This is a genomic window from Oceanobacillus damuensis (genome assembly GCF_001618145.1).
Lineage (GTDB): Bacteria > Bacillota > Bacilli > Bacillales > Amphibacillaceae > Oceanobacillus > Oceanobacillus damuensis.
Genome location: NZ_LQNF01000003.1, coordinates 250,087 through 273,061, shown reverse-complemented (window position 1 = coordinate 273,061; position 22,975 = coordinate 250,087). Strand labels below are relative to the sequence as shown.

Annotated in this window: 24 protein-coding genes; all 24 read right to left on the bottom strand. The window is 38.7% G+C overall.

The features are described 5' to 3' along the window. Positions 1–18: 18 nt before the first annotated feature. The 24 genes from A4245_RS04855 to A4245_RS04740 all read right to left on the bottom strand — a co-directional run bounded on the left by A4245_RS04855 (position 19) and on the right by A4245_RS04740 (position 22,974). Positions 19–1,185, bottom strand: coding sequence for an acyl-CoA dehydrogenase family protein (locus tag A4245_RS04855; protein ID WP_067726205.1), 1,167 nt, complete (start codon positions 1,183–1,185; stop codon positions 19–21). Between the two features lie 31 nt (positions 1,186–1,216). After that, positions 1,217–1,993, bottom strand: a complete 777-nt coding sequence (locus A4245_RS04850; protein ID WP_067726204.1) for an enoyl-CoA hydratase/isomerase family protein — start codon at positions 1,991–1,993, stop codon at positions 1,217–1,219. A gap of 21 nt (positions 1,994–2,014) precedes the next feature. Continuing rightward, on the bottom strand, positions 2,015–2,995 hold the full coding sequence (locus A4245_RS04845; RefSeq protein WP_067726202.1) for an NAD(P)H-dependent flavin oxidoreductase: 981 nt from the start codon (positions 2,993–2,995) through the stop codon (positions 2,015–2,017). Between the two features lie 124 nt (positions 2,996–3,119). Next, positions 3,120–4,256: a CaiB/BaiF CoA transferase family protein gene (locus tag A4245_RS04840; protein WP_067726200.1), complete on the bottom strand. Its 1,137-nt coding sequence runs from the start codon at positions 4,254–4,256 to the stop codon at positions 3,120–3,122. Positions 4,257–4,281: 25 nt separating this feature from the next. Next, the gene (locus A4245_RS04835; RefSeq protein ID WP_067726198.1) at positions 4,282–5,433 is read right to left on the bottom strand and encodes a thiolase family protein; all 1,152 of its coding nucleotides are present in this window, start codon (positions 5,431–5,433) and stop codon (positions 4,282–4,284) included. Positions 5,434–5,452: 19 nt separating this feature from the next. Then, positions 5,453–6,220 (bottom strand): 3-hydroxyacyl-CoA dehydrogenase, encoded by a 768-nt coding sequence (locus A4245_RS04830; RefSeq protein WP_067726196.1) that lies wholly within the window; start codon positions 6,218–6,220, stop codon positions 5,453–5,455. A gap of 21 nt (positions 6,221–6,241) precedes the next feature. Further along, entirely contained in the window at positions 6,242–6,835 is a 594-nt protein-coding gene (locus A4245_RS04825) for a TetR/AcrR family transcriptional regulator (protein WP_067726194.1), read from the bottom strand. 404 nt (positions 6,836–7,239) lie between these two features. Continuing rightward, entirely contained in the window at positions 7,240–8,067 is an 828-nt protein-coding gene (locus A4245_RS04820; protein ID WP_234402349.1) for an MBL fold metallo-hydrolase, read from the bottom strand. A gap of 83 nt (positions 8,068–8,150) precedes the next feature. Further along, a complete protein-coding gene (locus A4245_RS04815; RefSeq protein ID WP_067726192.1) occupies positions 8,151–8,549 on the bottom strand; it encodes an acyl-CoA thioesterase in 399 nt (132 codons plus the stop codon). Between the two features lie 15 nt (positions 8,550–8,564). Then, on the bottom strand, positions 8,565–9,740 hold the full coding sequence (locus tag A4245_RS04810) for an iron-containing alcohol dehydrogenase (protein WP_067726302.1): 1,176 nt from the start codon (positions 9,738–9,740) through the stop codon (positions 8,565–8,567). 76 nt (positions 9,741–9,816) lie between these two features. Beyond that, entirely contained in the window at positions 9,817–10,632 is an 816-nt protein-coding gene (locus A4245_RS04805; RefSeq protein WP_067726190.1) for an enoyl-CoA hydratase/isomerase family protein, read from the bottom strand. A gap of 53 nt (positions 10,633–10,685) precedes the next feature. Continuing rightward, entirely contained in the window at positions 10,686–11,105 is a 420-nt protein-coding gene (locus A4245_RS04800) for an acyl-CoA thioesterase (protein WP_067726188.1), read from the bottom strand. A gap of 113 nt (positions 11,106–11,218) precedes the next feature. After that, positions 11,219–12,388, bottom strand: coding sequence for a thiolase family protein (locus tag A4245_RS04795; protein ID WP_067726186.1), 1,170 nt, complete (start codon positions 12,386–12,388; stop codon positions 11,219–11,221). A gap of 102 nt (positions 12,389–12,490) precedes the next feature. Continuing rightward, on the bottom strand, positions 12,491–12,895 hold the full coding sequence (locus A4245_RS04790; protein WP_067726185.1) for a MaoC/PaaZ C-terminal domain-containing protein: 405 nt from the start codon (positions 12,893–12,895) through the stop codon (positions 12,491–12,493). Beyond that, entirely contained in the window at positions 12,892–13,341 is a 450-nt protein-coding gene (locus A4245_RS04785; RefSeq protein WP_067726183.1) for a MaoC family dehydratase N-terminal domain-containing protein, read from the bottom strand. The genes A4245_RS04790 and A4245_RS04785 overlap by 4 nt, the downstream gene beginning before the upstream one ends. 32 nt (positions 13,342–13,373) lie before the next feature. Further along, positions 13,374–14,138 (bottom strand): SDR family oxidoreductase, encoded by a 765-nt coding sequence (locus tag A4245_RS04780; protein WP_067726181.1) that lies wholly within the window; start codon positions 14,136–14,138, stop codon positions 13,374–13,376. 21 nt (positions 14,139–14,159) lie between these two features. Then, a complete protein-coding gene (locus A4245_RS04775) occupies positions 14,160–15,335 on the bottom strand; it encodes an acyl-CoA dehydrogenase family protein (RefSeq protein WP_067726179.1) in 1,176 nt (391 codons plus the stop codon). A gap of 149 nt (positions 15,336–15,484) precedes the next feature. Further along, entirely contained in the window at positions 15,485–16,714 is a 1,230-nt protein-coding gene (locus A4245_RS04770; protein WP_067726178.1) for an ABC transporter substrate-binding protein, read from the bottom strand. A 100-nt stretch (positions 16,715–16,814) separates the two neighbouring features. Then, on the bottom strand, positions 16,815–18,053 hold the full coding sequence (locus A4245_RS04765; RefSeq protein ID WP_084268672.1) for an ABC transporter substrate-binding protein: 1,239 nt from the start codon (positions 18,051–18,053) through the stop codon (positions 16,815–16,817). Positions 18,054–18,088: 35 nt separating this feature from the next. Next, on the bottom strand, positions 18,089–18,808 hold the full coding sequence (locus A4245_RS04760) for an ABC transporter ATP-binding protein (protein ID WP_067726176.1): 720 nt from the start codon (positions 18,806–18,808) through the stop codon (positions 18,089–18,091). Continuing rightward, positions 18,789–19,565 (bottom strand): ABC transporter ATP-binding protein, encoded by a 777-nt coding sequence (locus A4245_RS04755; RefSeq protein ID WP_067726174.1) that lies wholly within the window; start codon positions 19,563–19,565, stop codon positions 18,789–18,791. The genes A4245_RS04760 and A4245_RS04755 overlap by 20 nt, the downstream gene beginning before the upstream one ends. After that, the gene (locus A4245_RS04750; protein WP_067726172.1) at positions 19,565–20,569 is read right to left on the bottom strand and encodes a branched-chain amino acid ABC transporter permease; all 1,005 of its coding nucleotides are present in this window, start codon (positions 20,567–20,569) and stop codon (positions 19,565–19,567) included. The genes A4245_RS04755 and A4245_RS04750 overlap by 1 nt, the downstream gene beginning before the upstream one ends. After that, positions 20,569–21,432, bottom strand: coding sequence for a branched-chain amino acid ABC transporter permease (locus A4245_RS04745; protein ID WP_067726170.1), 864 nt, complete (start codon positions 21,430–21,432; stop codon positions 20,569–20,571). The genes A4245_RS04750 and A4245_RS04745 overlap by 1 nt, the downstream gene beginning before the upstream one ends. A 36-nt stretch (positions 21,433–21,468) precedes the next feature. Continuing rightward, on the bottom strand, positions 21,469–22,974 hold the full coding sequence (locus A4245_RS04740; RefSeq protein WP_067726168.1) for a sodium:solute symporter family protein: 1,506 nt from the start codon (positions 22,972–22,974) through the stop codon (positions 21,469–21,471). Position 22,975: the final 1 nt, after the last annotated feature.

The following is a 22,975-nucleotide window of genomic DNA, read 5'->3' as shown; positions in this document are numbered from 1 at the left end:
GTTTTCAACTAGCTATGGTTAGGAAAACATATCCTTGCTGATGATCAGTTTCATCACTTCAGATGTTCCCCCGTAAATACGCTGTACTCTTGCATCTGCATATGCTCTTGCTACCGGATATTCCGTCATATAGCCATAACCGCCAAAAAGCTGCAGACATTTGTCTATCACTTCGCCCTGTGCCTCTGTACAACTCAATTTCGCCATACTTGCTGTAACTGAATCCAGCTCATCTGCGATCAACAGCGCTGTACATTCATTTGCAAAAGAACGATGCACGCGTGCCTTCGTTTTCATCTCTGCCAGCACAAATCTTGTGTTCTGAAACGTATCGAGCGTCGTACCAAAAAGTTCCCGCTCCTTTGCATATTGGACGGTCTTTTCCAAAACGCCTTCCATCGATGCAACTGCACTGTTTGCTACAATCAGCCTTTCCCTCGGAAGTTCGCTCATAAGAATTTTAAAGCCTTGGTTTTTTTCTCCCAAAATGGCATTTTTATAGACGTGTACATCATCAAAAAACAACTCGGAGGTATCACAGGAATGCAGACCTATTTTCTCTAAATTAGTCCCACGTTCAAACCCTTCAACAGGAACGTCAACGAGAAACAAGGTCGTACCCCTTGAAGGCTTTACATCTAAATCTGTTTTGGCAACTACGATGGCAAAATCACAATGCTGGCCATTCGTTATAAATGTTTTCGATCCATTCAATACATAAGAAGATGTTGCTTCATTATAAATGGCGGTTGTTTTAATCCCCTGCAAATCACTTCCCGCAGCGGGCTCCGTCATTGCGATCGCCCCAACAAGTTCCCCTGTAACCATTTTAGGCAGGTAATACGTTTTCTGCTTTTCCGTTCCATAGTTAAGTAGATACTGAGCAATAATCGTATCATGAACAGATAGATTTGCAGCAATAGAATTGAATCCAAGTCTGCTGAACTCCTCAATAATCGTTGTCGAATATAAAAAGTTCGTAGCCAGACCGCCATGTTGCTCCGGAACTTCAGGCAATAAAAATCCTTGCTCCCCAAGCTTATTCCACATTTCTCTTGGAATATTTCCTTGTTTTTCCCATGCTGCATAGTGATCAGCTACTTCTTTTCTGCAAAACTCCTGAACACTTTTTCTGAGTAACGCGATTTCTTCTGAATCCCCGGTTGTATTTTTTACTTGTGCCATTGCCCGCCTCCTTTCTGTTTGAGGTTGTAGTCTACCTTCCTTTAAAAGCTGGTTTTCTTTTCTCAAAAAATGCGCGGATTCCTTCTCGATTGTCTTCCGTTTGAAGAAGCAGCGTCTGTACAGCAGTTTCCTGCATATCATTCGTATCAAAGGTGAGTTCATCAGAATGATTGACCAACTGTTTTACAAACTGATTTGCCAGTGGTGGACCATCCACAATAAATTGGGCAAAATCTGCTGCTCCTTCCAACAGGTCACCATCAATCACTCTATTGACGATACCTCTTTCATACGCCTCCTGTGCGGAAACTGGTTTTCCGGAAGAAATCCATTCCTTGGCAATCGCTGAAGGCAGTTTTTCCGACAGTGCCTTGACAAGTCCGAGATCAGGAATGATCCCTACATTCGTAAAGCTGCAGACAAATTTTGCATTTGTTTCAGCAACGACAAAGTCAGCAGCAATCGCAATACTGAATCCAGCTCCTGCCGCAAATCCATGGACTGCACTGATTACATATTTATCGCTTTTTCTGATAGACTGAATAACCTCGAGTGCCTGCTTCATATATTTCATAATTTCTGCTGTATTGTTCAGGCTGTTCAAAGTTTCCAAATCCCCGCCTGCAGAAAAAGCCTTTCCTTCTCCAGAAAGGATGATTGCTTTTACCTCTTCATCCTGATTGGCATCTTTTAATGCATCCAATAGTTGGTTTGCCATCTCAACGGATAGTGCATTGCGCTTATCGGGCCTGTTCATGGAAATATAGGCAATCTTATTTTCTTTTCTTACCTTTACAACTTCCGACATGCTGCCACCTCACTTTTTGATCTATTTGCTGTTTGTCAGCTCTTTATATTTTGTTGCCACTTTTCCCTGTGCAGTGCGATACTGTTCGAGCAGCTCTTTCGTAATTTCTGCAACAGACTGGGATTTCTTGATTCCACCGACTCCCTGACCTGCACCCCATATATCCTTCCATGCACGAATATCCGGGTTTCCAAGCTCAGAAAAGTCAACCTTTCCTTTCTGAGGCAGATGGTCGGGATCCAGACCTGCCTTCACGATACTGGGTATAAGGTAATTGGCAGGAATGCCGCTAAATGCTGGCGTGTAGATAATGTCATCAATGGTTGACTTAATGGTCGTTTCAATATATTCCTTACTCGCTCCACTCTCTTTTGCAGCGATGAAATGTGTACCCATATACGCAAAATCCGCCCCTAAAATCTCTGCCGCAAGAATATCCTCTCCCCTTGACATCGCCCCTGCAAGTACTATCGGACCATTGAAAAAGCTTCTTATTTCGTGCACAAAAGCAATCGGGTTAAGTGTCCCTCCATGACCACCTGCACCATTTGCAACAAGAATGAGGCCATCGCTTCCTTTCTCCAATGCTTTTTTGGCAAATTTCGTATTAATGACATCCGACAACACAACCCCACCATATTCATGGACGATCTCAACGACAGGACTTGGATCACCCAGGGATGTAATGACAACCGGAGGCTGATGTTTTTGGATTAGTTCCAGATCTTCAAAAAATCGTTTATTTGATTTATGGCTTATAAAATTAATTGCCCAGGGTGCAATCTCACTTTCTGGGTTTTCCATTCGTTTTTGTTCCAGCACGGTGTTGATTTCACCCATCCACTCATCAAGTGTTTCCCTTGTCCGGGCATTGAGAGCTGGAAAAGAACCAATAATGCCGGATTCGCAAGCACTGATTACCATTTTCGGATTCGATATGAGAAACATCGGCGCCATGATGACGGGCAATGTGAGCTTTCGTTTTAGATCATTTAGTTGCATTTGGTTAAAACTCCTTTTTGGCTTGGATTTAAAATAGAATCTACCTTATTTATCAATGTTTTTAAGAATCCTATCTGATTATCTATTTTAAAAAATCTGATATTTATTGACGGATTAATTTCTTTTAAGTTTTTACTGCACCAATTTCTCTAAGAATCTCATTCGTATGTTCCCCACGTTTTGGAGCATGCGTTATAATTCTCCCTGGTGATTCGGATAGCTTAATTGGTATTCCAATCTGTTTCATATTTCCCAATTGTGGATGCTGAACCGATTGAATCATTTCTCTTGCCATGATTTGAGGGTCTTTTGCTGCCTCATCCAATGTCTGAACTGCGGAGACACATGCATCTTTTCCAGAAAAAATCTTCAGCCATTCTTCCAGTGTTTTGCCGGCAATAATTTCTCCGATTTGTTCTATTAATTGTTCTTGGACATGTAACGGCTTATTCAAAAGAGGAATAAACTCCGTACGCCCGATTCCTTCACAAAAAGCTTCCCAGAATTTAGGTTCGATTCCTCCCATTGAAAGGTGCCGCTGATCTTTCGTCTCGTATACTTGATAACATGCAAATCCACCATTGAGCAGTTCTTCCCCGCGATTTACATCTTGCCCAGCAAAAAAACTTGGCAAAAGCATATGCATCCAGGAAACAACGCCATCAAGCATGGCAACATCGACAAACTGTCCTTTGCCTGATTTTCCACGTTCCAGCAATGCCAATAGGATACCCGTCAAGGCCGGATAAGCCCCGCCGCCGATATCTGCAATTTGCGTTGCAGGAATCACTGGCTTACCATCTTTTTCTCCCATCACATGCAGCAAGCCTGCATCACTTAAAAAGTTGATATCATGCCCAGGTTTATCCTTGTACGGACCTGTTTGCCCGTATCCAGTTATCGCACAATAGATGATTCCAGGATTGATGTCTTTCAAGTTTTCATAGTCCAAACCGAGCCTTTCCATGACTCCAGGACGGAAGGATTCAACGACTACATCAGCAGTTTCGACGAGCATCAGAAAATGCTTTCGATCTTTTTCAGATTTCAAATCCAGACAAATACTTTTTTTGTTTCTGTTCAAAGAATGAAAAAATGCACTGTCCTCATCGGTCTTCGGCTGGAAATCTCTTAAATAGTCTCCTGCAACAGGATCTTCCACCTTGATCACTTCCGCACCAAAGTCTGCAAGCATCATGGTACAGTATGGACCTGGGAGTAACCGGGTAAGATCAAGCACACGAATTGAATGTAATGGCATGGATGTATCTCCTTTCCGGAATGGATCAGTCCAATCTTTCGACAATGGTAGCATTGGCCATGCCATGCCCCTCACACATTGTCTGTAATCCATACCGGCCACCAGTCCGCTCCAGCTCATGCATCATCGTTACCATCAGCCTCGCACCGCTTGCACCCAGGGGATGCCCGAGCGCGATTGCCCCACCATTTGGATTGAGCTTATCCGGGTCTGCACCTGTTTCTTTTAGCCAGGCAATTGCTACCGAAGCAAATGCTTCATTTACTTCGAAGACATCGATATCATCAAGTTTCAGTCCTGCTTTCTTCAATACTTTCTCTGTTGCAGGAATTGGCCCTGTCAGCATTAACGTCGGATCCGACCCTAACACGGTTCTTGCAAGTACCCGAAATCTCGGTTTCAATCCGAGCTCTGCCGCTTTCTCGCGTGACATAAGAAGAATAGCTGCAGCTCCATCACTGATTTGGCTCGCATTTCCCGCTGTAATTGTTCCATCCTCTTTAAACGCAGGCTTTAGACTTGCAAGCTTTTCCATGGAGGAATTCTCACGGGGACCTTCATCTTCTTTAATGATCGCTTGCGTCCCATCAGCACGCGTGATATTCAAGGGCATTATTTCTTTTTCGAAATGTCCATTGCTTCTCGCGACAATCGCTTTCTCATGACTTTGAATAGCGAAAGCATCCATTTCCTCCCTGCTGATTCCCCATTTAATGGCTATTCGATCCGCAGAGAGTCCCTGATTAATGATTTCGTATTTCGTAGTCAGTGCCTTACTCAGCTTTACACCCTGCTGATTTGACCCCATTGGCACACGAGACATATTTTCAATCCCAGCTGCAACAACCACATCCATATCTCCGCTTATAATCGCCTGTGCAGCAAAATGGACTGCCTGCTGGCTTGACCCGCACTGCCGGTCAATAGTTGTCCCCGGAACTTCCACGGGATATCCTGCAATCAAAGCCGCTTGTCTGCCAATATCAAAAGCCTGTTCCCCAGTTTGCGTTACACATCCCATAATGACATCCTCAACAAGCTCTGCCGAAATCCCCGCTCGCTTAATTACTTCTTCCAAAGGTTTAGCTGCCAAGTCTTCCGCACGGATTTCGCTCAATGCCCCATTTCGTTTTCCTACCGGCGTCCTTACTGCTTCAACAATTACCGCTTCTCTCATATACACACTTCCTTCCTTATTATTTAGGCTGCATGCGAATTGCGCCATCAAGCCGAATTGTCTCGCCATTAAGCATTGGGTTTTCGATAATACTTTGGACTAACTGTGCATATTCCTCGGGTTTACCGAGCCTCGATGGAAATGGTGTCATCTTCCCTAATTCTTCCTGGGCTTTTTCCGGAAGTGTGTCAAACATCGGTGTCATAAAAACACCAGGTGCGATGGCCATTACCCTTATCCCTAGTGGAGCAAGGTCTCGTGCAATCGGCAAGGTCATGGCTGCAACGCCGCCTTTGGAGGCACTGTATGCTACCTGGCCAATTTGCCCTTCGAAGGCGGCGACGGATGCTGTATTGATGATTATGCCCCGCTCTTCACTAGCATTCGGTTCATTTGCGGCCATTTTTTCAGCTGCAAGACGGATGACATTGAAAGTACCGATTAAATTAATTTGGATTACTTTGGAGAAGGAAGTTAATTGGTGGGTGCCCTTTTTGCCGTAAGTCTTTTCTGCTATGGCAATACCAGCACAGTTAACGACCGTGTTAATTTTGCCAAATGAATGAATTTCCTCATTAAGCGTATGCTCTACACTTTGTTCATCTGTAACATCGGTTTTGAGGTAGATTGCATTTTCACCGAGCTCTTCAGCTATGCTATTCCCTCTTTCTTCGTTCAGATCGAGCAATACTGCTTTTCCCCCGCTGGCAACAATCTTTCTGGCAGTTGCTTCTCCCAGTCCGGAAGCCCCGCCTGTAATAACCGCAATACAGTTTTCCAGATTCATAGATTTCACCTTAATCCTTTTTCATTTTTTTTTGATAAGAATACGCATTAAATAGTCAGAAATCGTTTCGGACATCTCTTCTTTCCCAAGTTTTCCATCCAATGAATACCATTGAGTAATCCAGTTCATTGCCCCAAGAACTAGATTGCGGACGATTTTTTTATCCAATGATACGAAAATACCTGTCCCGATACCTTCAGCGATTAGCTGATCAAAACAACGACTGTAGTCTTCCCGGAGCTTTTGAATCTCCTGCAATTGATAATCAGAAAAATACTGCTCCGGCTTGAGCATTAACTCGAAACCTGATTTTTCGCTAATTAAATGATCAATATGCGCAATCATTGATTGCTTTAGTTTTTCTGTTATGGGTATGTCTAGTTGTTGGATGTCATGTATGTTTTCAATACTGCGTTCGAGCAGCAATTGATGGCTTTGAAAAAGCAGATCCTGTTTATCTTTGAAGTAGTAATAAACGGATCCTTTTGTCATGAGGAGTCGTGAGGCAATGTCTTCCATTGTCGTTCGCTGGTAGCCTTTTTCGGCTATGATGCTTACTGCAGTGCTAATAATCTCTTCTTTTTTCTTTGCTGTCTTTTTTTCTCGTAAAGACAAGGGGACACCTCCTAATCTTCGCATTATTTTGAAATCGGTTACATTTATTCTATGGGGTAGGTTTTTGAATGTCAAGTAGGGGAGGTAAAAATTTCGGAGATAAGATTCACTTGAAATACAGCAAGAATCACCTGTGTTCAAATGGTATGCTCCCCCATTCCCAATAATGGAGCTAGGATAACAAGAAGAGAAGTAGTAAATTTCCACCTACTAGATTAATTATAAACCTTGAAAATTACTAATATTGTTAGAGATATTGTTCCCCAAACAATAATCCTGCAGTAGGACAGCAGCAATTATAGTTAAATTAAATAACAATTGAAGAATTCGATTGAAATATTCGTATTTATAATTGATTAATGATTCAAATTTGAATCGCGGAATAAAAAGACTCTTTATCATAATTATAAAAAAGATTCTTTATTGATTTCTGAAATAATCGACGATACAATATGTCGTGAATCCCATTCACCATTAGAAAAATCTACAATTGGGTATACTTTTGGAAATAAGCTTTTATTTATTTCGTCAATAGAATAGCCTTCCTGATACAATATTTCCACTTCACTATATAAACGCTCCAAATGTTCTAGCTTTTGTTTTAATTTTCTCTTACCATTTTCAAAATAACCTGCATGTGAGCAATATATGGATTTAAAATCATAGGTTAGAAGTTTTCTTATTGAATCCATTGTCATGGGGATCGATTCTGTATCCATAATTACTTTTGTCTTCGGCGAAACAAAAAGATCACCAGTAAACATACGACCGGTTTGCTCATGGTAAAAAGCAACATGGTCATCCGCATGACCTGGTGTGTATATCACTTCCCACTCCGTATTTAATGACTTTATTTTATTTTCAAGTGGTAAAGGATTAAATTCTTTTCGAATCCCCCAAGTGACTTGCCGGTATTTTGGGTAGGGGCTCCTTTTTTGACAAACTTGTATGCCACTCGGATGAACATAGATTGGAATCTCAAGTTTTTCTTGTAACCATGCTGCTGTCCCTGAGTGATCCTCATGGCTATGTGTTAGTGCAGCGAGTTTTATCTTTTCTGGATGTTCTTTATAAAAGGATATAATTTCACTTTCAAGACTTTGTTGTCCAGTATCAATCAGCATCCCATCTACTAAAAAAAGGTACACGGGGTTCCCTTTTCTATCAGACCTAATCACCTGTGTCTTGACACATGTAACATCTTCCATCTCTTGAAATTGAATAATGATCATTCATTCCCTTCACTATTTTGTTACGAGTTTTCAGTCTTTAGAGATTTCTGTTTATTAAGAAAAGTTAAGATACCCTTGGAAAATCATTTGACATTGTGGATGTGTTTTTCTAATTTTGTTCTAATTACTTTTGGAATAGGTACTGAAACCTTCTTATGCAAATTAAAATTAACATAAATTGTTGTAGCTTTTACACATAATATATTATTTTGCCAAATCTCTTCATATAGTTGTAAACTTGTATTTCCAAGCTTCTTTACCCCTGTCCGAATTTCCACATTTTCTCCGTAATAAATTTGATGGACATAATCGATATTCGTGTTCAATATAATCATTTTCCAATCTTCAAAGCTGTGGTCCGGGTTAAATAATTTAAAGATCTTATTCCTGCCTGCCTCTAACCAGACAGGAACAATTGTATTGTTAATATGACCTACTCCATCCGTTTCCGAAACACGTGGTTCTATGATAGTTTTAAACATATATATCCTTCCTTTTCATTTATGATTAGTCAATTTCCCTTCATAAGCATTTCTGTATATTCCTTTTATTGCTCGTGAATTTAAAATTTCCGGACTTCGTTGCAACAATCTTGTTTGTTTAAGTGCATTAGTTGTTAAACGGTCAATATTCTCTTCATTGATTTTATATTCTTTGATCGTTGTCGGTAGTCCTACATCCTTTACCAAATCTCTTAAGCTTTTAACTACTGTAATAGCTATCTCATTATTTGTTTTTCCATCGGTTGGAAGCTGAAAAGCCTCTGCTATTTCCTTTATCTTAACTAAACATGATGGCCAAATATAATCATACACATAAGCAAGTAAAACAGCATTTGATTCTCCGTGGGGGATTTTAAATAACCCACCTAGTGGATATGCCAGTCCATGTACTCCTGCCACACCTGCATTATAAAAACTCATACCAGCTAGCAAACTTCCAAAAGCCATTTGTTCCCTTGCCTCTTTATCACTACTATCCCTTACAGCAGTTCGAATATGTTTCGTGATTCTTCCTATAGCATCTAATGCTAAAATGTCGGTTAATGGGCTTGCATTTGCCGAGGTATAAGCCTCGATTGCATGTGTTAACGCATCAATACCACTTGCTGCTGTTACTTTAGGTGGTAGTGTATAGGTTAAGACTGGATCAATGATTGTATAATCCGCCAACAAATAATCATGAGCAATAACATCTTTCGTATCTTCCAGTGAAAATACAGCAATATCCGTTACTTCAGATCCTGTACCGGCTGTTGTGGGTATTAAAATCTTCGGCAAGCCTTTACCAATTAATTTCCTTTCACCAGTCAAATTTAAATAATCTTCTATGACTCCCTCATTGTCTGCAAGTACCGATGCTGCTTTAGCCAAATCTAATGTACTCCCGCCACCAATGCCAATAACTATCTCTGCTTCACTTTCTTTTACCTTTTCTAAGATTACATTCCCCACCAGCAGTGACGGCTCTGGCTCTGTATCTATAGAGATTTCGACTTTTATATTTAATTTACTCAACCGTTCAAGTATAGGAGTGATTACACCTAGACTTTTTAATATTGGATCCGTAAGTAAGAAAACATGTTGAACTTTTAAATCTAATAAAATCTTATCTAAGTTATTTAAAGATTCTTCACCGTAATAGATTTTGATTGGGGAAATAAATTGGTACATCAATAACATTTCCTTTCATTATAGATTGCTAAAACAAACCCCCTCCAAAAAAGAGGGGTAGAGGTAAAATTTTCTCTTAATGGTTCGTGTTTACGCTTTTCGCTATTGTTTTACCAAAATTAGGTTGTCGCTTTTCTTTGAAAGCCTGTACACCTTCCTCATGATCTTCGGTAGAAATGATGGTTGCTTGTGTAATACGTTCCTGTTCAAGAATTTCGTCTAGTGTCGAATTAAAAGATTGATCAGTAATCTTTTTTATAAATCCATACGCAATGGAAGGTCCTGAAGCTAATTTGTTAGCAAATTCATCTACCTTATCTTGAAAATCATCTAATGGATAGATATGGTTAACAATACCTAAAGCATGTGCTTCTTCAACAGTAATTGGCTCTGCACTGAATAATAACTCTTTAGCACGATATGGGCCCAGTAGCCTCGGTAAGAAATATAGCCCTCCACCATCGGATATTAATCCCACTTTTGAGAAGCTTAAAGCAAACTTACTATTTTCTGCAGCCAGTATAATATCACAAGCTAAAGCCAAATTAAATCCAGCTCCTGCCGCAAATCCATGTACAGCCGCGATAATTGGCTTTTCTAAGTCCCTCATCAATAAAATTAATTCATTTAATTCCCCAATATGATCATAAGCTTCTAACGGTTCTTTTTTCCCCATAGTCTTCACATCTCCGCCAGAACTGAATGAACGTCCAGCACCTGATAGGATGACTACACGAATTGTTTTGTCATTTTTAGCCAGTTTAAGCGCATTTTTTAGATCTATAATCATTTCTGGACTAAAAGCATTTAAACTATCCGGTCGATTTAGGGTAAGATGCATCAAACCTTCATTTCTTGTAATAATTAAATCTTCACTTTGATTATTTCTCATTGTCATTCTCCTTTTAAATATACTAATTAAGGGTAGCTCTCCAAATGGATATACTATCCGTTTATTTTGGTAAAATTTTTTTCAAGATTATTCCGGATCAGATCTGGAATGGGTTCTGTTCGTTGCTCAGCATAGTTAAAGCAAACTAGTGTAGCTGTTGCACGCGCAACTACTTGGTCCATATCCGTAGTAATCACATGATCAACTGTAAAACTTTTTGTACCAATGTTTGTGACAGTAGTTGTAACTTTTAAAATTTGACCGGCAAAAGCTTGTGATACATAATCACACTTTGTAGAAGCTAAAATGAAATTAATGATAGAAGGTTTATTTGTCTTCCCAATTCCTACTTCATAGAAAAATTTTGTCCGAGCTTCCTCGAGATATAAAAAATAACTTGTATTATTTATATGGCCAGCTGCATCTGTTTCTGCGAATCGAACAAATACCTCTATATCAAACGATGTTGTCATGGTAACCTCCTTATATTAAGTTGATTTTCTAAAAACCCCACTTGAATGAAAAACAGTATTCTAATATTCAAGTGGGATAGAATAATCTCTTTAATGCCTATCTATCAATACACCTACTCCGCTTCGATAATCGTTGCAATACCCTGTCCTCCACCAATACAGGCAGTGATAAGTGCATATTTCCCATTTGAACGTCTTAATTCATAGATTGCTTTTGTTGCAAGTATTGCTCCTGTAGCACCTAGTGGATGACCATGTGAAATGGCACCTCCATTGACGTTTAATTTTTCTGAATCTAGATTAAGCTCCCTATCACAGGCAATTACTTGTGCAGCGAAGGCCTCATTTAGTTCAATAATGTCTATCTCATTTAGTTTAAGACCAGACTTTTCTATAGCCTTCTTGGTCGCAGGTACAGGACCTATCCCCATAATATTAGGATCTACACCAGCAACTGCTGAAGCGCGAATGGTTGCCCATGGCTGAATACCTAATTCTTCTGCTTTTTCCCTAGACATAATCACAAGGGCAGACGCAGCATCATTTAATCCAGAACTACTCCCTGCTGTTACCGTACCACCCTTTAGAAAAGCCGGTTGCAATTTAGATAGCCCTTCGATTGTCGTCTCTGGACGAGGATGTTCATCGGCTTTAAAAACAATCGGTTCTCCTTTTCGAACTGGAACGCTTATTGGTACGATTTGTTCTTCAAAGCGACCTTCTTCCATCGCTGTTACCATTCTTTGTTGGCTTCTTAGTGAAAACTCATCCTGTTCTTCTCTGCTGATTTCATATTTGCTCGCCAAATTTTCTGCCGTAATTCCCATTGGTGGATCACCTATTTCTTTTGGTGAGAGTTGAGATCCCCGAAACTTTGGAGGTATTGAACTATATGCTCTTTCAGCACGATCCATTAGATATGGTGCACGGCTCATACTCTCTGTACCACCAGCAATGTAAATATCACCATCACCCGCTTTAATTGCTTGTGCTGCTAAATTAATGGCATTAATTCCAGAACCGCACTGACGATCAATTGTAAGACCAGGTAACTCTATTGATAATCCCGTTTGTAAGGCTGTTAACCTAGCAATGTTCCCACCACCGCTCAGTACATTTCCAAAAATCACATCATCGATGGATTGCGGATCAATACCTGCCCGCTTAACAGCTTCTTTAATTACTTCCGCTCCAAAAACATGTGCTGGAACAGTTGCCAAAGCCCCTCCTTGTCTTGCTATAGGCGTTCGAACAGCTGATACGATAACTGCATCCCTTTTCATTACATACTCTCCTTCTATGATTTTTTACTTTTTAATCTATAAAAGTTTCTCTGTTGATTTATATCTAAGTGACCAAGTATAAGAAAATCAGTAGGGCTTGGTTTATACATACTTTTTAAATGTGATAGCCCCTTTAATTACTTCTTTTCCATTTTGGTTCACTGCCGCTACTGTAAAATCAAGTAATTCTTCATTCTCTTCCTGTAATCTAGCTTTAAGTGTAATAACATCTTCCAGAAAAACCATCCCCGCAAAACGAATCTTATAATCTTGAATAAATCCTTCTTCTAAATAAGGAGTAAACAATTTTGCCAAGTTCCCCATTGTCCACATTCCATGAGCAATAATACCTGGTAGTCCAGCTTTTGTTGCTTCTGCATCGATTGTATGAATAGGATTAAAATCCCCAGACGCACCTGCATATTTAATTAAATCAATTCTAGAAACTGGGTTAAGCGTAATCTCTTCCAACGAATCATCAATTTGTAAATCAACTATGCTATTCATCTGACCAGTTCCTTTCTTACTGCCTCTGATATAATCGCAGATTGCTTTTCTGTATATATGTTTTTTCCTTCCGCATCCTCACCATATCCTTTTAATATTACAAACCCAAGGAGCCCCATATTTCCTGTTTTCTCATAATAATCAACAACTTCGGTATAACAATAAATCTCTTCACCTACCAGTATTGGCCTTTCATAATGATAGATTTGCTCTCCGTGAATAAGTCCAATATTAGGTAAGTAAAAGTCTTCTATCTCTCCGTAATCGAAAACTCGCGGAAACGTTGGCGGTGCAATATTTCGACCGTATCTCGATTGATTGCCATATTCTTCATCAACAAAAATAGGATGTACGTCACCAATGGCTTCTGCAAATTTTTTAACTGCTCCTCTTTCAACAGTATTTTTGACTTTTTTGGACTTTTTTCCAATTGCATCTTTAAACATATACACACCTCTCCCTTTTCAAGTTCATAGATTTAATCTTTTGGACCGCCAGCCACATAAATTACCTGGCCATTGACAAATGAAGACCGTTCATCTGCAAAAAAAGCTACTGCATTCGCAATATCAGCAGGCTTTCCACTTCTAGCCACAGGAATTGTTTCAACGCTCATTTTCACCATTTCTTCAAAGGAAATACCGATTCGTTCAGCCGTTTCTTTCGTCATTTCTGTCTCAATAAATCCTGGTGCTACTGCATTTACCGTAATTCCAAATTTCCCAAGTTCAATGGCAAGAGTTTTAGTCAATCCCTGTAACCCAGCTTTAGCTGTTGCGTAATTCGCCTGCCCACGATTTCCTAAGGCAGATGTAGATGAAATATTTATGATACGTCCATAATTTTTGTCTACCATATATTTTTGAGCTGCACGAGAAGCATGAAATGTTCCTTTCAGATGAACATCCATTACTTGTTGCCAGTCATTATCAGTCATCTTAAATAATAAATTATCACGAATGATTCCAGCATTATTGACTAGGATATCAAGCGAACCAAATGTTGTAACAAACTCTTTCATCGCAGTCTCTACTTCGTCTGCATCAACAACATTTGCGACTTTAGAAAAAACTTCATAACCTTGTTCCTCTAATTCCCTAGTCGTCTTAACTAAAGCCTCTTCATTAATATCAATGATTCCTACCTTAGCCCCTTCTTCAGCAAATGCTTGTGCAATCCCTCTACCTATTCCTCGACTTCCACCTGTAATAAAAGCAACTCTTCCATCAAATCTACCTGCCATAAAATATTTCCTCCCTCATTTTCAGATAAATTGGCCCACTTTAACATGACCCTTTAATAGGTTTCTAGAAATAATTAAACGTTGAATTTCATCCGTACCATCGTAAATCCTCCATAATCTCGCTTCACGATACCACCGTTCAATTGGTAGTTCCCTTGTATACCCCATTCCACCATGTATCTGAAGAACACGATCTACCACATTATTACCCATATTCGCTCCATATAGCTTTGCCATTGATGCTAAATGACGGTTATCTTCTCCTTGATCAAGAGTAAATGTCGCATTTAATACAAGCCATTTCGCAGCTTCAATTTCAACTGCCGAGTCAGCAATTTGCCATTGAATTGCCTGTCTGTCAGCAATTGGTCTACCAAATGTTTCCCTTTCTTTCGAATAATCAATTGCCATTTGAAGTAGTCGTTCCGCTGCGCCTACAGCAGTAGCACCAACAACCCATCTAGCAAAGCCAATCCATTCTAAGCCAAGCTGGTAACCGCCATCCACTTCTCCCAGAATGTTCTCCTCCGGAACACGTACATTATCAAATACTAATCCTGCAGGACCCCATTCTCCCATTGTATGAATATACTCTGATTTCCATCCCATCTCTCGATCAACAATGAAGCATGTAACACCATCTGTTCCCGTACGTTGATGTTTTTCTTTATCTGTCACAGCCATAACCATTACAAAGTCCGCTTCATTTCCACCCGTAATAAATGTCTTTTCACCATTTATTACCCATTCATTTCCATCCTTCACAGCAGTCGTTGTTATTCCTCTTGTATCAGATCCTGCTCCAGGCTCTGTCATAGCAAAGCACGACTTTTTATCTCCATTAATTGTAGGAATTAAATATTGCTTTTTCTGTTCTTCATTTCCATAATATAGAATATTATCTGCAATTCCACCAAATTGAAACGGCACAAAAGTCTTTGAAACTTCTATTTGTACAATTGCCAGCATCATTTGACCAATATCTGCACCACCATATTCAGCAGGGGTATTGATACCCCAAAATCCAGCTTTTTTTGCTTTCAATTGAAGCTCTTTTAATTTTTCTTTAGATAGGCTCGGCTTTCCTTCTCTTTCATTACGAAGAACTTCATTTTCTAAAGGGATTAATTCTTTTTCTACAAACTTGCGGATTGTTTCTTGTACCATTTTTTGTTCATCTGTTAGACGTAAATGCATTTGGTCCACTCCTCTTCTTTTTTATTGCTCCATACTAACTAGTAAGTATGTTGAATATAAAATTTAAAGAAAAATTTACCCCTTCTCCATTATATATATTCTAGACTAGTTTAAATTTTCCTTTAATAATTAACAAATTGACTAAATAGTTACTCTACTGGATATATTTCAACTTCTCCATCTTCAACAATACCAGCATCAAATTCCCATTGAAGACTCCCAACCTCGTCTATTTCTTTAAGTGGAAGGACCAATTTATCCTCTGGCATATTTTTAATGCCTGTATTCACAGCTTCCATAATTGCTTTTCGGTCACTAACTGTACCTGCAGCTTTCATTGCTTCTACCAAAACGTATACACTCTGATAATTTAATGCAGACTCAGAAGTTGCATACGGTTCACCATAATTATTTTTATAGGTTTCTACAAATGCATCACTTGAATCACTATCAAAGTTTTCGATAGGAAGAGAGCCAATTGAGCCATTAAGCAAATCATAGCTTCCTAAAAATCCAGACATTTCTTCTAACTTCGCCTGATCCATAATCATAAATCCACCTTCAAATCCTAATTCCTTCGCTTGTTTTATAACAAGCGCAGTAGGTTCTGAAGGGCCACCTACAAAAAGAACATCTGGTTTTTGGTTTAATGCGTTAGTCATAATGGTAAAATAATCGGTTTCCTTTGCAAAATCAATTTCAGTTTCATAGACAATTTCCCCGCCCATTTCTTCCCAGACAGGAACGATTGATTCAGACCAATCCTTACCATACTGTGAGTTTGTAGGAAGAAGAGCCATTTTCCCACCAAAATTATCCATTACATATTGACTAAATGGTTCTGACCAAACTTTGTATTGAGGTGGGATGCCTATCATTAACTGATTTCCTTGCTCATACTGCCTTGGTTCACTCGTATAGGCCATGATAATGAAATCATCTTGTTCATTAAACTCTTGAGTAGCAAAAACTCCCCCACTGTGTGGGATCCAAACTGCGACAGGATCATTTTCAGAAACCATTCTCTTCACATTCACCCCCGTTTCATTTGGTAAGTATTTATCATCTAATGCAACAATTTCAAGTTTGTACGTTGTACCATTGACTTCAAAACCATTTTTATTAATTTCGTTAGCTGCCATTTCTAGTCCATTCATTACGTTTATTCCATATTGAGCTGCTGGGCCACTTAATGGGCCACTATAACCTATCTCGACAGTCTCTTCCCCTTCATTTAATTCTGGAGTTTCTACATTTTCTACTGCTTCTTTACTCTCCTCATCGACTGAATCAGTTGACGATACATCTACACAAGCTATTAATACAAAAGCAAGTAATAGTAGAATCCCGTTCAGATAAGTAGTTTTGAGAATCCTCATTTTTACCTCCTTTGAAACTTAATTTAAAAGTGTTACTTTAAAATTCTAACTTATAGCTACAGATTATTTCCTCTGTATAGTGGATGATTGTATTCCTTGCTTATTCTCCAAGTGGGACGGGGATAACTTCCCCATCTTTAACAGCTGCCGCATCAAATACCCATTGAAGACTTCCAACATCACTTATCTCTTTTAAAGGAAGTACCATTTTTTCCTCTGGCAAATTTTGAATACCTTCATTCGCCGCTTCCATAATTGCCTTTTTATCCTCAACTGTACCAGCCGCTTTCATAGCTTCTACTAATACATACAAACTTTGGTAACTTAAAGAAGAATCAGCCGTAGCAAATTGTTCATCAAAACGTTCTGTATATTTTTTTACAAAATCGACACTTGCTGGATTGTTAATTTGCTGATCAATAGGAAGAGCACCAATAGAGCCTTCAAGCAAATCATAGCCACCTAGAAATCCTGACATTTCTTCCATCTTCGCCTGATCCATGATCATAAAACCACCCTCGAACCCTAATTCCTTTGCTTGCTTTATAACAAGAGCTGTTGGTTCAGAAGGCCCTCCTACAAAGAGTACATCAGGTTTTTGGTTTAAAGCATTCGTCATAATCGTAAAGTAATCCGTTTCTTTTGCGAAGTCAATTTCACTCTCATATACAATTTCTCCACCTAATTCCTCCCAAGCTGGCTTAATTACGTTTAACCAATCTTTACCGTATTGTGAATTAGTTGGCAGAAGGGCCATCCTATCTCCAAAGTTAGCTAACATATATTCGCTAAATGTTACAGGCCAGATGTTGTATTGAGGTGAAACTCCTATCATTAATTCGTTACCTTGCTCGTACATTCTAGGTTCACTCGTTTGAGCCATGATAATAAAATCATCTTGTTCATTAAATACTTGTGTTGCAAAAACACCTCCACTGTGTGGGATCCAAACAGCTACTGGGTCATTTTCGGAAACCATTCTTTTCACGTTGACACCCGTTTCATTCGGTAAATATTTATCATCCAATTTAATAATTTCCAATTTATATGTTTTCCCGCCGACTTCAAAGCCTGTTTCATTTATTTCATCTGCTGCCATTTCTAGTCCATTTATTACGTTTGCCCCATATTGTGCTGCAGCACCACTTAATGGTCCACTGTAACCAATTTGGACTATTTCTTCTCCATCATTTACTTCTGGAGTCACTGCATTTACTTCCTCTGTTTCACTAGCTTCTCTCTCAGCAGGATCACTTGATGAAACATCGACACAGGCTATTAAACCAATAGTTAATAACAGTAGTATTCCCAGTATTAAAAGGCTTTTCAATTTTCCCATTTTATATCCTCCCTAAATACTCAAACTTAAACTATTTATGCACCAATATAAGCCTTACGAATTTCTTCATTATTTAATAGTTGATCACTACTACCCGTTACAACAATTTGGCCATTTTCAATAACATAACCCCTATCAGCAATTTTTAAAGCTGCACTTGCATTTTGTTCTGCTAGTAAAATAGTAGTACCCTCTTTATTAATTCGTTGAATGATTTCAAACATTTGCTTAACAATTAACGGAGCAAGACCTAAAGATGGTTCATCAAGCATAAGTAATTTTGGCCTTGACATTAATGCTCTTCCAATTGCTAGCATTTGCTGCTGACCACCACTCATTGAACCCGCGTGATCGTCTTTTTTGTCTTTTAAAATTGGAAATAATTCATAAACATGCTCCATCATTGTCTTTAATTCTTTCTTGTTTTTCCGATGTACAAACCCTCCCATCCTAAGATTTTCAGATATAGTCATCTCAGGAAATAGTTTTCTTCCTTCTGCACATTGTACAATTCCGAGTTTAACTAGTTTATCTGGTGACATGCCATTTACTTTTTTTTCACTAAATTTAATTTCTCCCTTACTTGGCTTGTTCAACCCGCTAATAGCACGGAAGATGGTACTTTTCCCTGCGCCGTTTGCCCCCAGTAAAACAACTAGTTCACTCTGTTTGACATCTATATTAATACCCTGTAGAGCAGTAAAAGGTCCATAATTTACAGACATATCAGTTATCTTAAACTTTAATTGGCTCATTTTCTTCACTCCCCAAATATGCTTCAATAACAACTGGATTATTCTGTATTTCTTCAGGTGTTCCTTCAGCAATTCTTTTTCCTTGATTCAATACCATAATCCGATCTGCTAGTGACATAATCATAGACATCTTATGTTCTATAAGACATACAGTAAGCCCATTGTCTGTCATCTTTTTTATGAGTGCAGCTAATCCATCTGTTTCACCCGGATTAATACCCGCAGCAGGCTCATCCAAGAGTACAAGCTTAGGATCTGTAGCAAGTGCCAATGCAAAAGCAACCCTTTTCTTCTGTTCTTGTGTAATACTTCCAATTGGTTCGTCTGCTAAATCAGTTATCTCCACAAATTCTAAAGCTTTATAAGCCTTCTCTATACTTTCTTTTTCTTCTGTCCTCTCCCTTTTTGTTCTTAATATTGCATCAAAAAGGCCTGATTTAGTTCTTAAGCGATTGCCAATAATGACATTATCTAAAACAGTTGCATCTTCAAAAAGGTTTGTTGTTTGAAAAGTTCTTGCAATGCCAAGCTTAGCAATTTTATTAGGTGGCATTTTGGTTATATCTTTTCCGTCAAAGGTAATAATTCCTGCTGTAGGTGGATAAAAGCCACTAATCAGATTAAAGAATGTTGATTTCCCTGCTCCATTCGGGCCGATAACAGCTTGAATATGTCCTTCTTTCACATTCAAATCAACACCATTTACTGCAGTTAATCCACCAAACGCTTTTGTCAACTTTCCAATTTCTAGGACCATTATCCAACCTCCTTAATAGTCGTTTGCTGTTCTTTCACTTTGTTGTCTTTTGTCCTTTTTGCTTTCCACTTGTTGGTTAATTTATTTATTGCACCAGCAATTCCCTGGGGATAGAAGATAACAATCAACAGCAAAATAGGACCGAAAATAAGCATTTTATATTCCTGTAAAAACTGCAACGACTGGGTTAACGTTACAATAAGTATCGTTCCAATAACTGGCCCGGTGAGGGTTCCAAGGCCCCCTATAACAAGATAGATTAGCATTTCGAAGCCGAGAAAAATCGCTCCAACTTCAGGGCCAATAAAACGAACAAAAGATGCATATAACGCCCCTGCAAATGCTGCAAAAAAACAGGAGATAACAAATGATAATAACCGATTTTTCTTTGTGGAAATTCCAATCGTCTGTGCAAGTTCTTCACTATTTCGAATGGCGATGAATGTACGTCCTAGGAGAGAAGAAACAATTCGTTTCGTAATAAAAATAGTTAAAATTAAGAAACATAGAAGTAGATAATAATGGGATGTCAAACTATCAAACGTAATTGGTCCAATTCGTGATGGGTTTGGGATTCCAATTAACCCTCGCACCCCACCAGTTAGAGTATCCCATTTATCTATGACTAAATAAATAATATAGCCAACACACATCGTAAAAATGGTGAAAAAATGTCCACTTGTTCGAAGTGAGATTAGTCCTACTAGTATTCCTAAAACTATGGATAGGACACCCGCTGCAAGTAGAGCTAGCCAAAAGTTCCAATCAGCTTTCACTGTCAATATCCCAAGCGTATATGCTCCAATTGCAAAAAAACCAATATGTGCGAGCGATAAATTCCCTGTAAATCCTGTAAAAATATTAATTCCATAGACACTGATTGACCATATACATACTAGAGCCATCACATGCAACACATATTCATTTGGCACAATAAAAGGTAATAAAAGAGCGATGATCAGAACTAGCAATATACCGTTTCTTTTAGTTAGAAAACCTTTCATTAATATGCCCTCCTTGTGAATAATCCTGTTGGTTTCACGGTCAAAATAATCACGAGTAAAGCAAACGCTATAACATCTTTATAATCACCTGAAATATAAGTTGCCCCAAAGCTCTCAACAATTCCCAAAAGGTAACCAGCTATGATAGCTCCTGGAATACTTCCCATTCCACCGATAATGATAATAACAAAGGCCTTCATAATAACTAAATCACCCATGCCTGGGAAAACCAAATTGATAGGTGAAGCAAGTGTAGCAGCAGCTGCAGCTAATATGCCTGAAATTGCAAAAGTTAACATGACGACCATATTGGCATTTATTCCAACTAAGTAGGCTCCTTCTCTATTCTGTGCCATGGCTATGATTGCTGAACCAATCATGGTTTTTGTCAGGAAGAAATGAAGGATAAGCATAATAATCACGGTCGCAATAATGACAATTATTCTTTGCTGTGTAAATGTTGTTCCAAAAATACTAATTGCTCCATTATATGGGCTAGACATTTGCTGATAGTTTGGTCCCCATACAACTTGTGCAAAGGCTACTAAAAACAACAAAATCCCTATAGCACCCATCATTTGATGTAACCCTGCAGCATTTCTTAAAGGATGATAGATCAGACGCTCAGAAATAACTGCAAGTAAAGCGATTGCAAACATAGAAATCAGCATTGCAATCCAGTATGGTATCCCAAACAACGACATGATTGTTAAAGAAACGTATGCACCAATCATATAAAATGCCCCATGGGCGAAGTTAGGTACGTGTAGAATACCAAATACCATTGTCAAACCTAAAGCCACCAAACTGTAAACGCTACCATTTGAAAGCCCATTTAATAATTGTTGGAGAAATAAATCCATTATTTTCCCTCCTTTTTTTTTATACCTATTTTTAAATTAAGTTACTTTCTTTATACTCTCATTACTTATACCTTCTTCGGCCTTATTAGAATGATAGTTTTCCATTTTTTTCAGTATTTCTTTTGATGGTCTCTCCGTATAAAAAGAGACAGTAATCATCGTTAGAAATGAAAGTGGAAGTGCAATTAATATTTCCGAATTATAAGGCATATCAAAAATAAAAAAGGAAATTAAAAAACTAATTCCGCCAACCAAAATGCTAGTAATGGCTCCTTGTACATTAGCATGTTTCCACCAAATACCTAAGACCATTGAACTAAATAGCGCTGCTACCATAAAACCAACTGCGCCTGTATAAAGCACCACCAAATATTGTGGGGGGTTTAATGTTAATAGCATTACTACAAGTCCGATGAACCAAGTTACGACCATAGACACCCACAAGGTTTTCTTTTGATCGGCCTTTGTATTAATAACACCTTTATACAAGTCATATGCCACAGCACTACTAATAGCAAGTAATAGTGAATCAGTTGATGACATGACAGCAGCCATGATTCCAGCAGCAATTATTCCCATCATAATTGGTCCGAAAAAGCTCTCCGCTATTAATAATAACCACATATCTGAAGCATGACTCTGTAATAATGTTTCTTCGAGCGTTCCAATATAGGGGGTTATAAAAAATACTAGTCCTAGCATTAAAATCCCGTAGATTAACATACTAATATTAAGTGATAATTTTGCAGACCTGGCGTTAGTAGAAGTAAAGATCCGCATTACGAGATGTGGGGTTATACATACAGCTGTTGCCCAAGTAACAAATGCTCCTAAATAGCCTGCTATTGGAACGGTTGAACCCACTGTTCCTAGATTCGAGTTTTGAACGGTAGTTTCTTTAATAAAGTCTCCCCATGCAGTTGGTAAATGGATTAGACTAGCGCAAAGTAAAGTTAGTGTAATTAGAATCATTAAAAACCCTTGAACCAAATTGGTCCACGTAACCGCAAGCATTCCACCCATGGAAACGTATAAAATAAATACCAAGGCAATGATAACCAATCCCCATTCATAGGACAGGCCAGTGACATATGATGTTATCAATCCCCCTGCCTTCATCTGGGACATTAAATACATCCCTGATCCCATTATAATGACAATGGGTACGGCGATTTTAATCGCCTTACTTCCATCATATCGGTCAGTGAGAAACTCTGTAACCGTAACCTTTTTTGAATTTCTGAGTGGTTTTGCTACCAAAATACTTGCCAAGGCAAAACCTACAATAGAACCTACAGTCATCCAGGATAAAAAAGGAATTCCTAGTTGCCATACTGAACCTGGACCTGCCATGAAAGAACCGCCACTTCCTAATGCTGCAAGGATTGCCAGCGAATTTGCTACCGTACCTATATTTCTACCTGCTGCATAATAATTATCTATTTCGGAATTAGAAGAAGAAATTTTCTTTTGTGCCCAGAAACCTAACAAGATACACAATAAAATATAAACAATAATTATTGAAATCTCAGTAGCCCTCAAA

What these genes read in the sequence shown, in the direction of transcription:
- A4245_RS04855 (WP_067726205.1), bottom strand. Translation starts at nt 1,185, where the DNA reads ATGGCACAAGTAAAAAATACAACCGGGGATTCAGAAGAAATCGCGTTA.
- A4245_RS04850 (WP_067726204.1), bottom strand. Translation starts at nt 1,993, where the DNA reads ATGTCGGAAGTTGTAAAGGTAAGAAAAGAAAATAAGATTGCCTATATT.
- A4245_RS04845 (WP_067726202.1), bottom strand. Translation starts at nt 2,995, where the DNA reads ATGCAACTAAATGATCTAAAACGAAAGCTCACATTGCCCGTCATCATG.
- A4245_RS04840 (WP_067726200.1), bottom strand. Translation starts at nt 4,256, where the DNA reads ATGCCATTACATTCAATTCGTGTGCTTGATCTTACCCGGTTACTCCCA.
- A4245_RS04835 (WP_067726198.1), bottom strand. Translation starts at nt 5,433, where the DNA reads ATGAGAGAAGCGGTAATTGTTGAAGCAGTAAGGACGCCGGTAGGAAAA.
- A4245_RS04830 (WP_067726196.1), bottom strand. Translation starts at nt 6,220, where the DNA reads ATGAATCTGGAAAACTGTATTGCGGTTATTACAGGCGGGGCTTCCGGA.
- A4245_RS04820 (WP_234402349.1), bottom strand. Translation starts at nt 8,067, where the DNA reads ATGATCATTATTCAATTTCAAGAGATGGAAGATGTTACATGTGTCAAG.
- A4245_RS04815 (WP_067726192.1), bottom strand. Translation starts at nt 8,549, where the DNA reads ATGTTTAAAACTATCATAGAACCACGTGTTTCGGAAACGGATGGAGTA.
- A4245_RS04810 (WP_067726302.1), bottom strand. Translation starts at nt 9,740, where the DNA reads ATGTACCAATTTATTTCCCCAATCAAAATCTATTACGGTGAAGAATCT.
- A4245_RS04805 (WP_067726190.1), bottom strand. Translation starts at nt 10,632, where the DNA reads ATGAGAAATAATCAAAGTGAAGATTTAATTATTACAAGAAATGAAGGT.
- A4245_RS04800 (WP_067726188.1), bottom strand. Translation starts at nt 11,105, where the DNA reads ATGACAACATCGTTTGATATAGAGGTATTTGTTCGATTCGCAGAAACA.
- A4245_RS04795 (WP_067726186.1), bottom strand. Translation starts at nt 12,388, where the DNA reads ATGAAAAGGGATGCAGTTATCGTATCAGCTGTTCGAACGCCTATAGCA.
- A4245_RS04790 (WP_067726185.1), bottom strand. Translation starts at nt 12,895, where the DNA reads ATGAATAGCATAGTTGATTTACAAATTGATGATTCGTTGGAAGAGATT.
- A4245_RS04785 (WP_067726183.1), bottom strand. Translation starts at nt 13,341, where the DNA reads ATGTTTAAAGATGCAATTGGAAAAAAGTCCAAAAAAGTCAAAAATACT.
- A4245_RS04780 (WP_067726181.1), bottom strand. Translation starts at nt 14,138, where the DNA reads ATGGCAGGTAGATTTGATGGAAGAGTTGCTTTTATTACAGGTGGAAGT.
- A4245_RS04775 (WP_067726179.1), bottom strand. Translation starts at nt 15,335, where the DNA reads ATGCATTTACGTCTAACAGATGAACAAAAAATGGTACAAGAAACAATC.
- A4245_RS04770 (WP_067726178.1), bottom strand. Translation starts at nt 16,714, where the DNA reads ATGAGGATTCTCAAAACTACTTATCTGAACGGGATTCTACTATTACTT.
- A4245_RS04765 (WP_084268672.1), bottom strand. Translation starts at nt 18,053, where the DNA reads ATGGGAAAATTGAAAAGCCTTTTAATACTGGGAATACTACTGTTATTA.
- A4245_RS04760 (WP_067726176.1), bottom strand. Translation starts at nt 18,808, where the DNA reads ATGAGCCAATTAAAGTTTAAGATAACTGATATGTCTGTAAATTATGGA.
- A4245_RS04755 (WP_067726174.1), bottom strand. Translation starts at nt 19,565, where the DNA reads ATGGTCCTAGAAATTGGAAAGTTGACAAAAGCGTTTGGTGGATTAACT.
- A4245_RS04750 (WP_067726172.1), bottom strand. Translation starts at nt 20,569, where the DNA reads ATGAAAGGTTTTCTAACTAAAAGAAACGGTATATTGCTAGTTCTGATC.
- A4245_RS04745 (WP_067726170.1), bottom strand. Translation starts at nt 21,432, where the DNA reads ATGGATTTATTTCTCCAACAATTATTAAATGGGCTTTCAAATGGTAGC.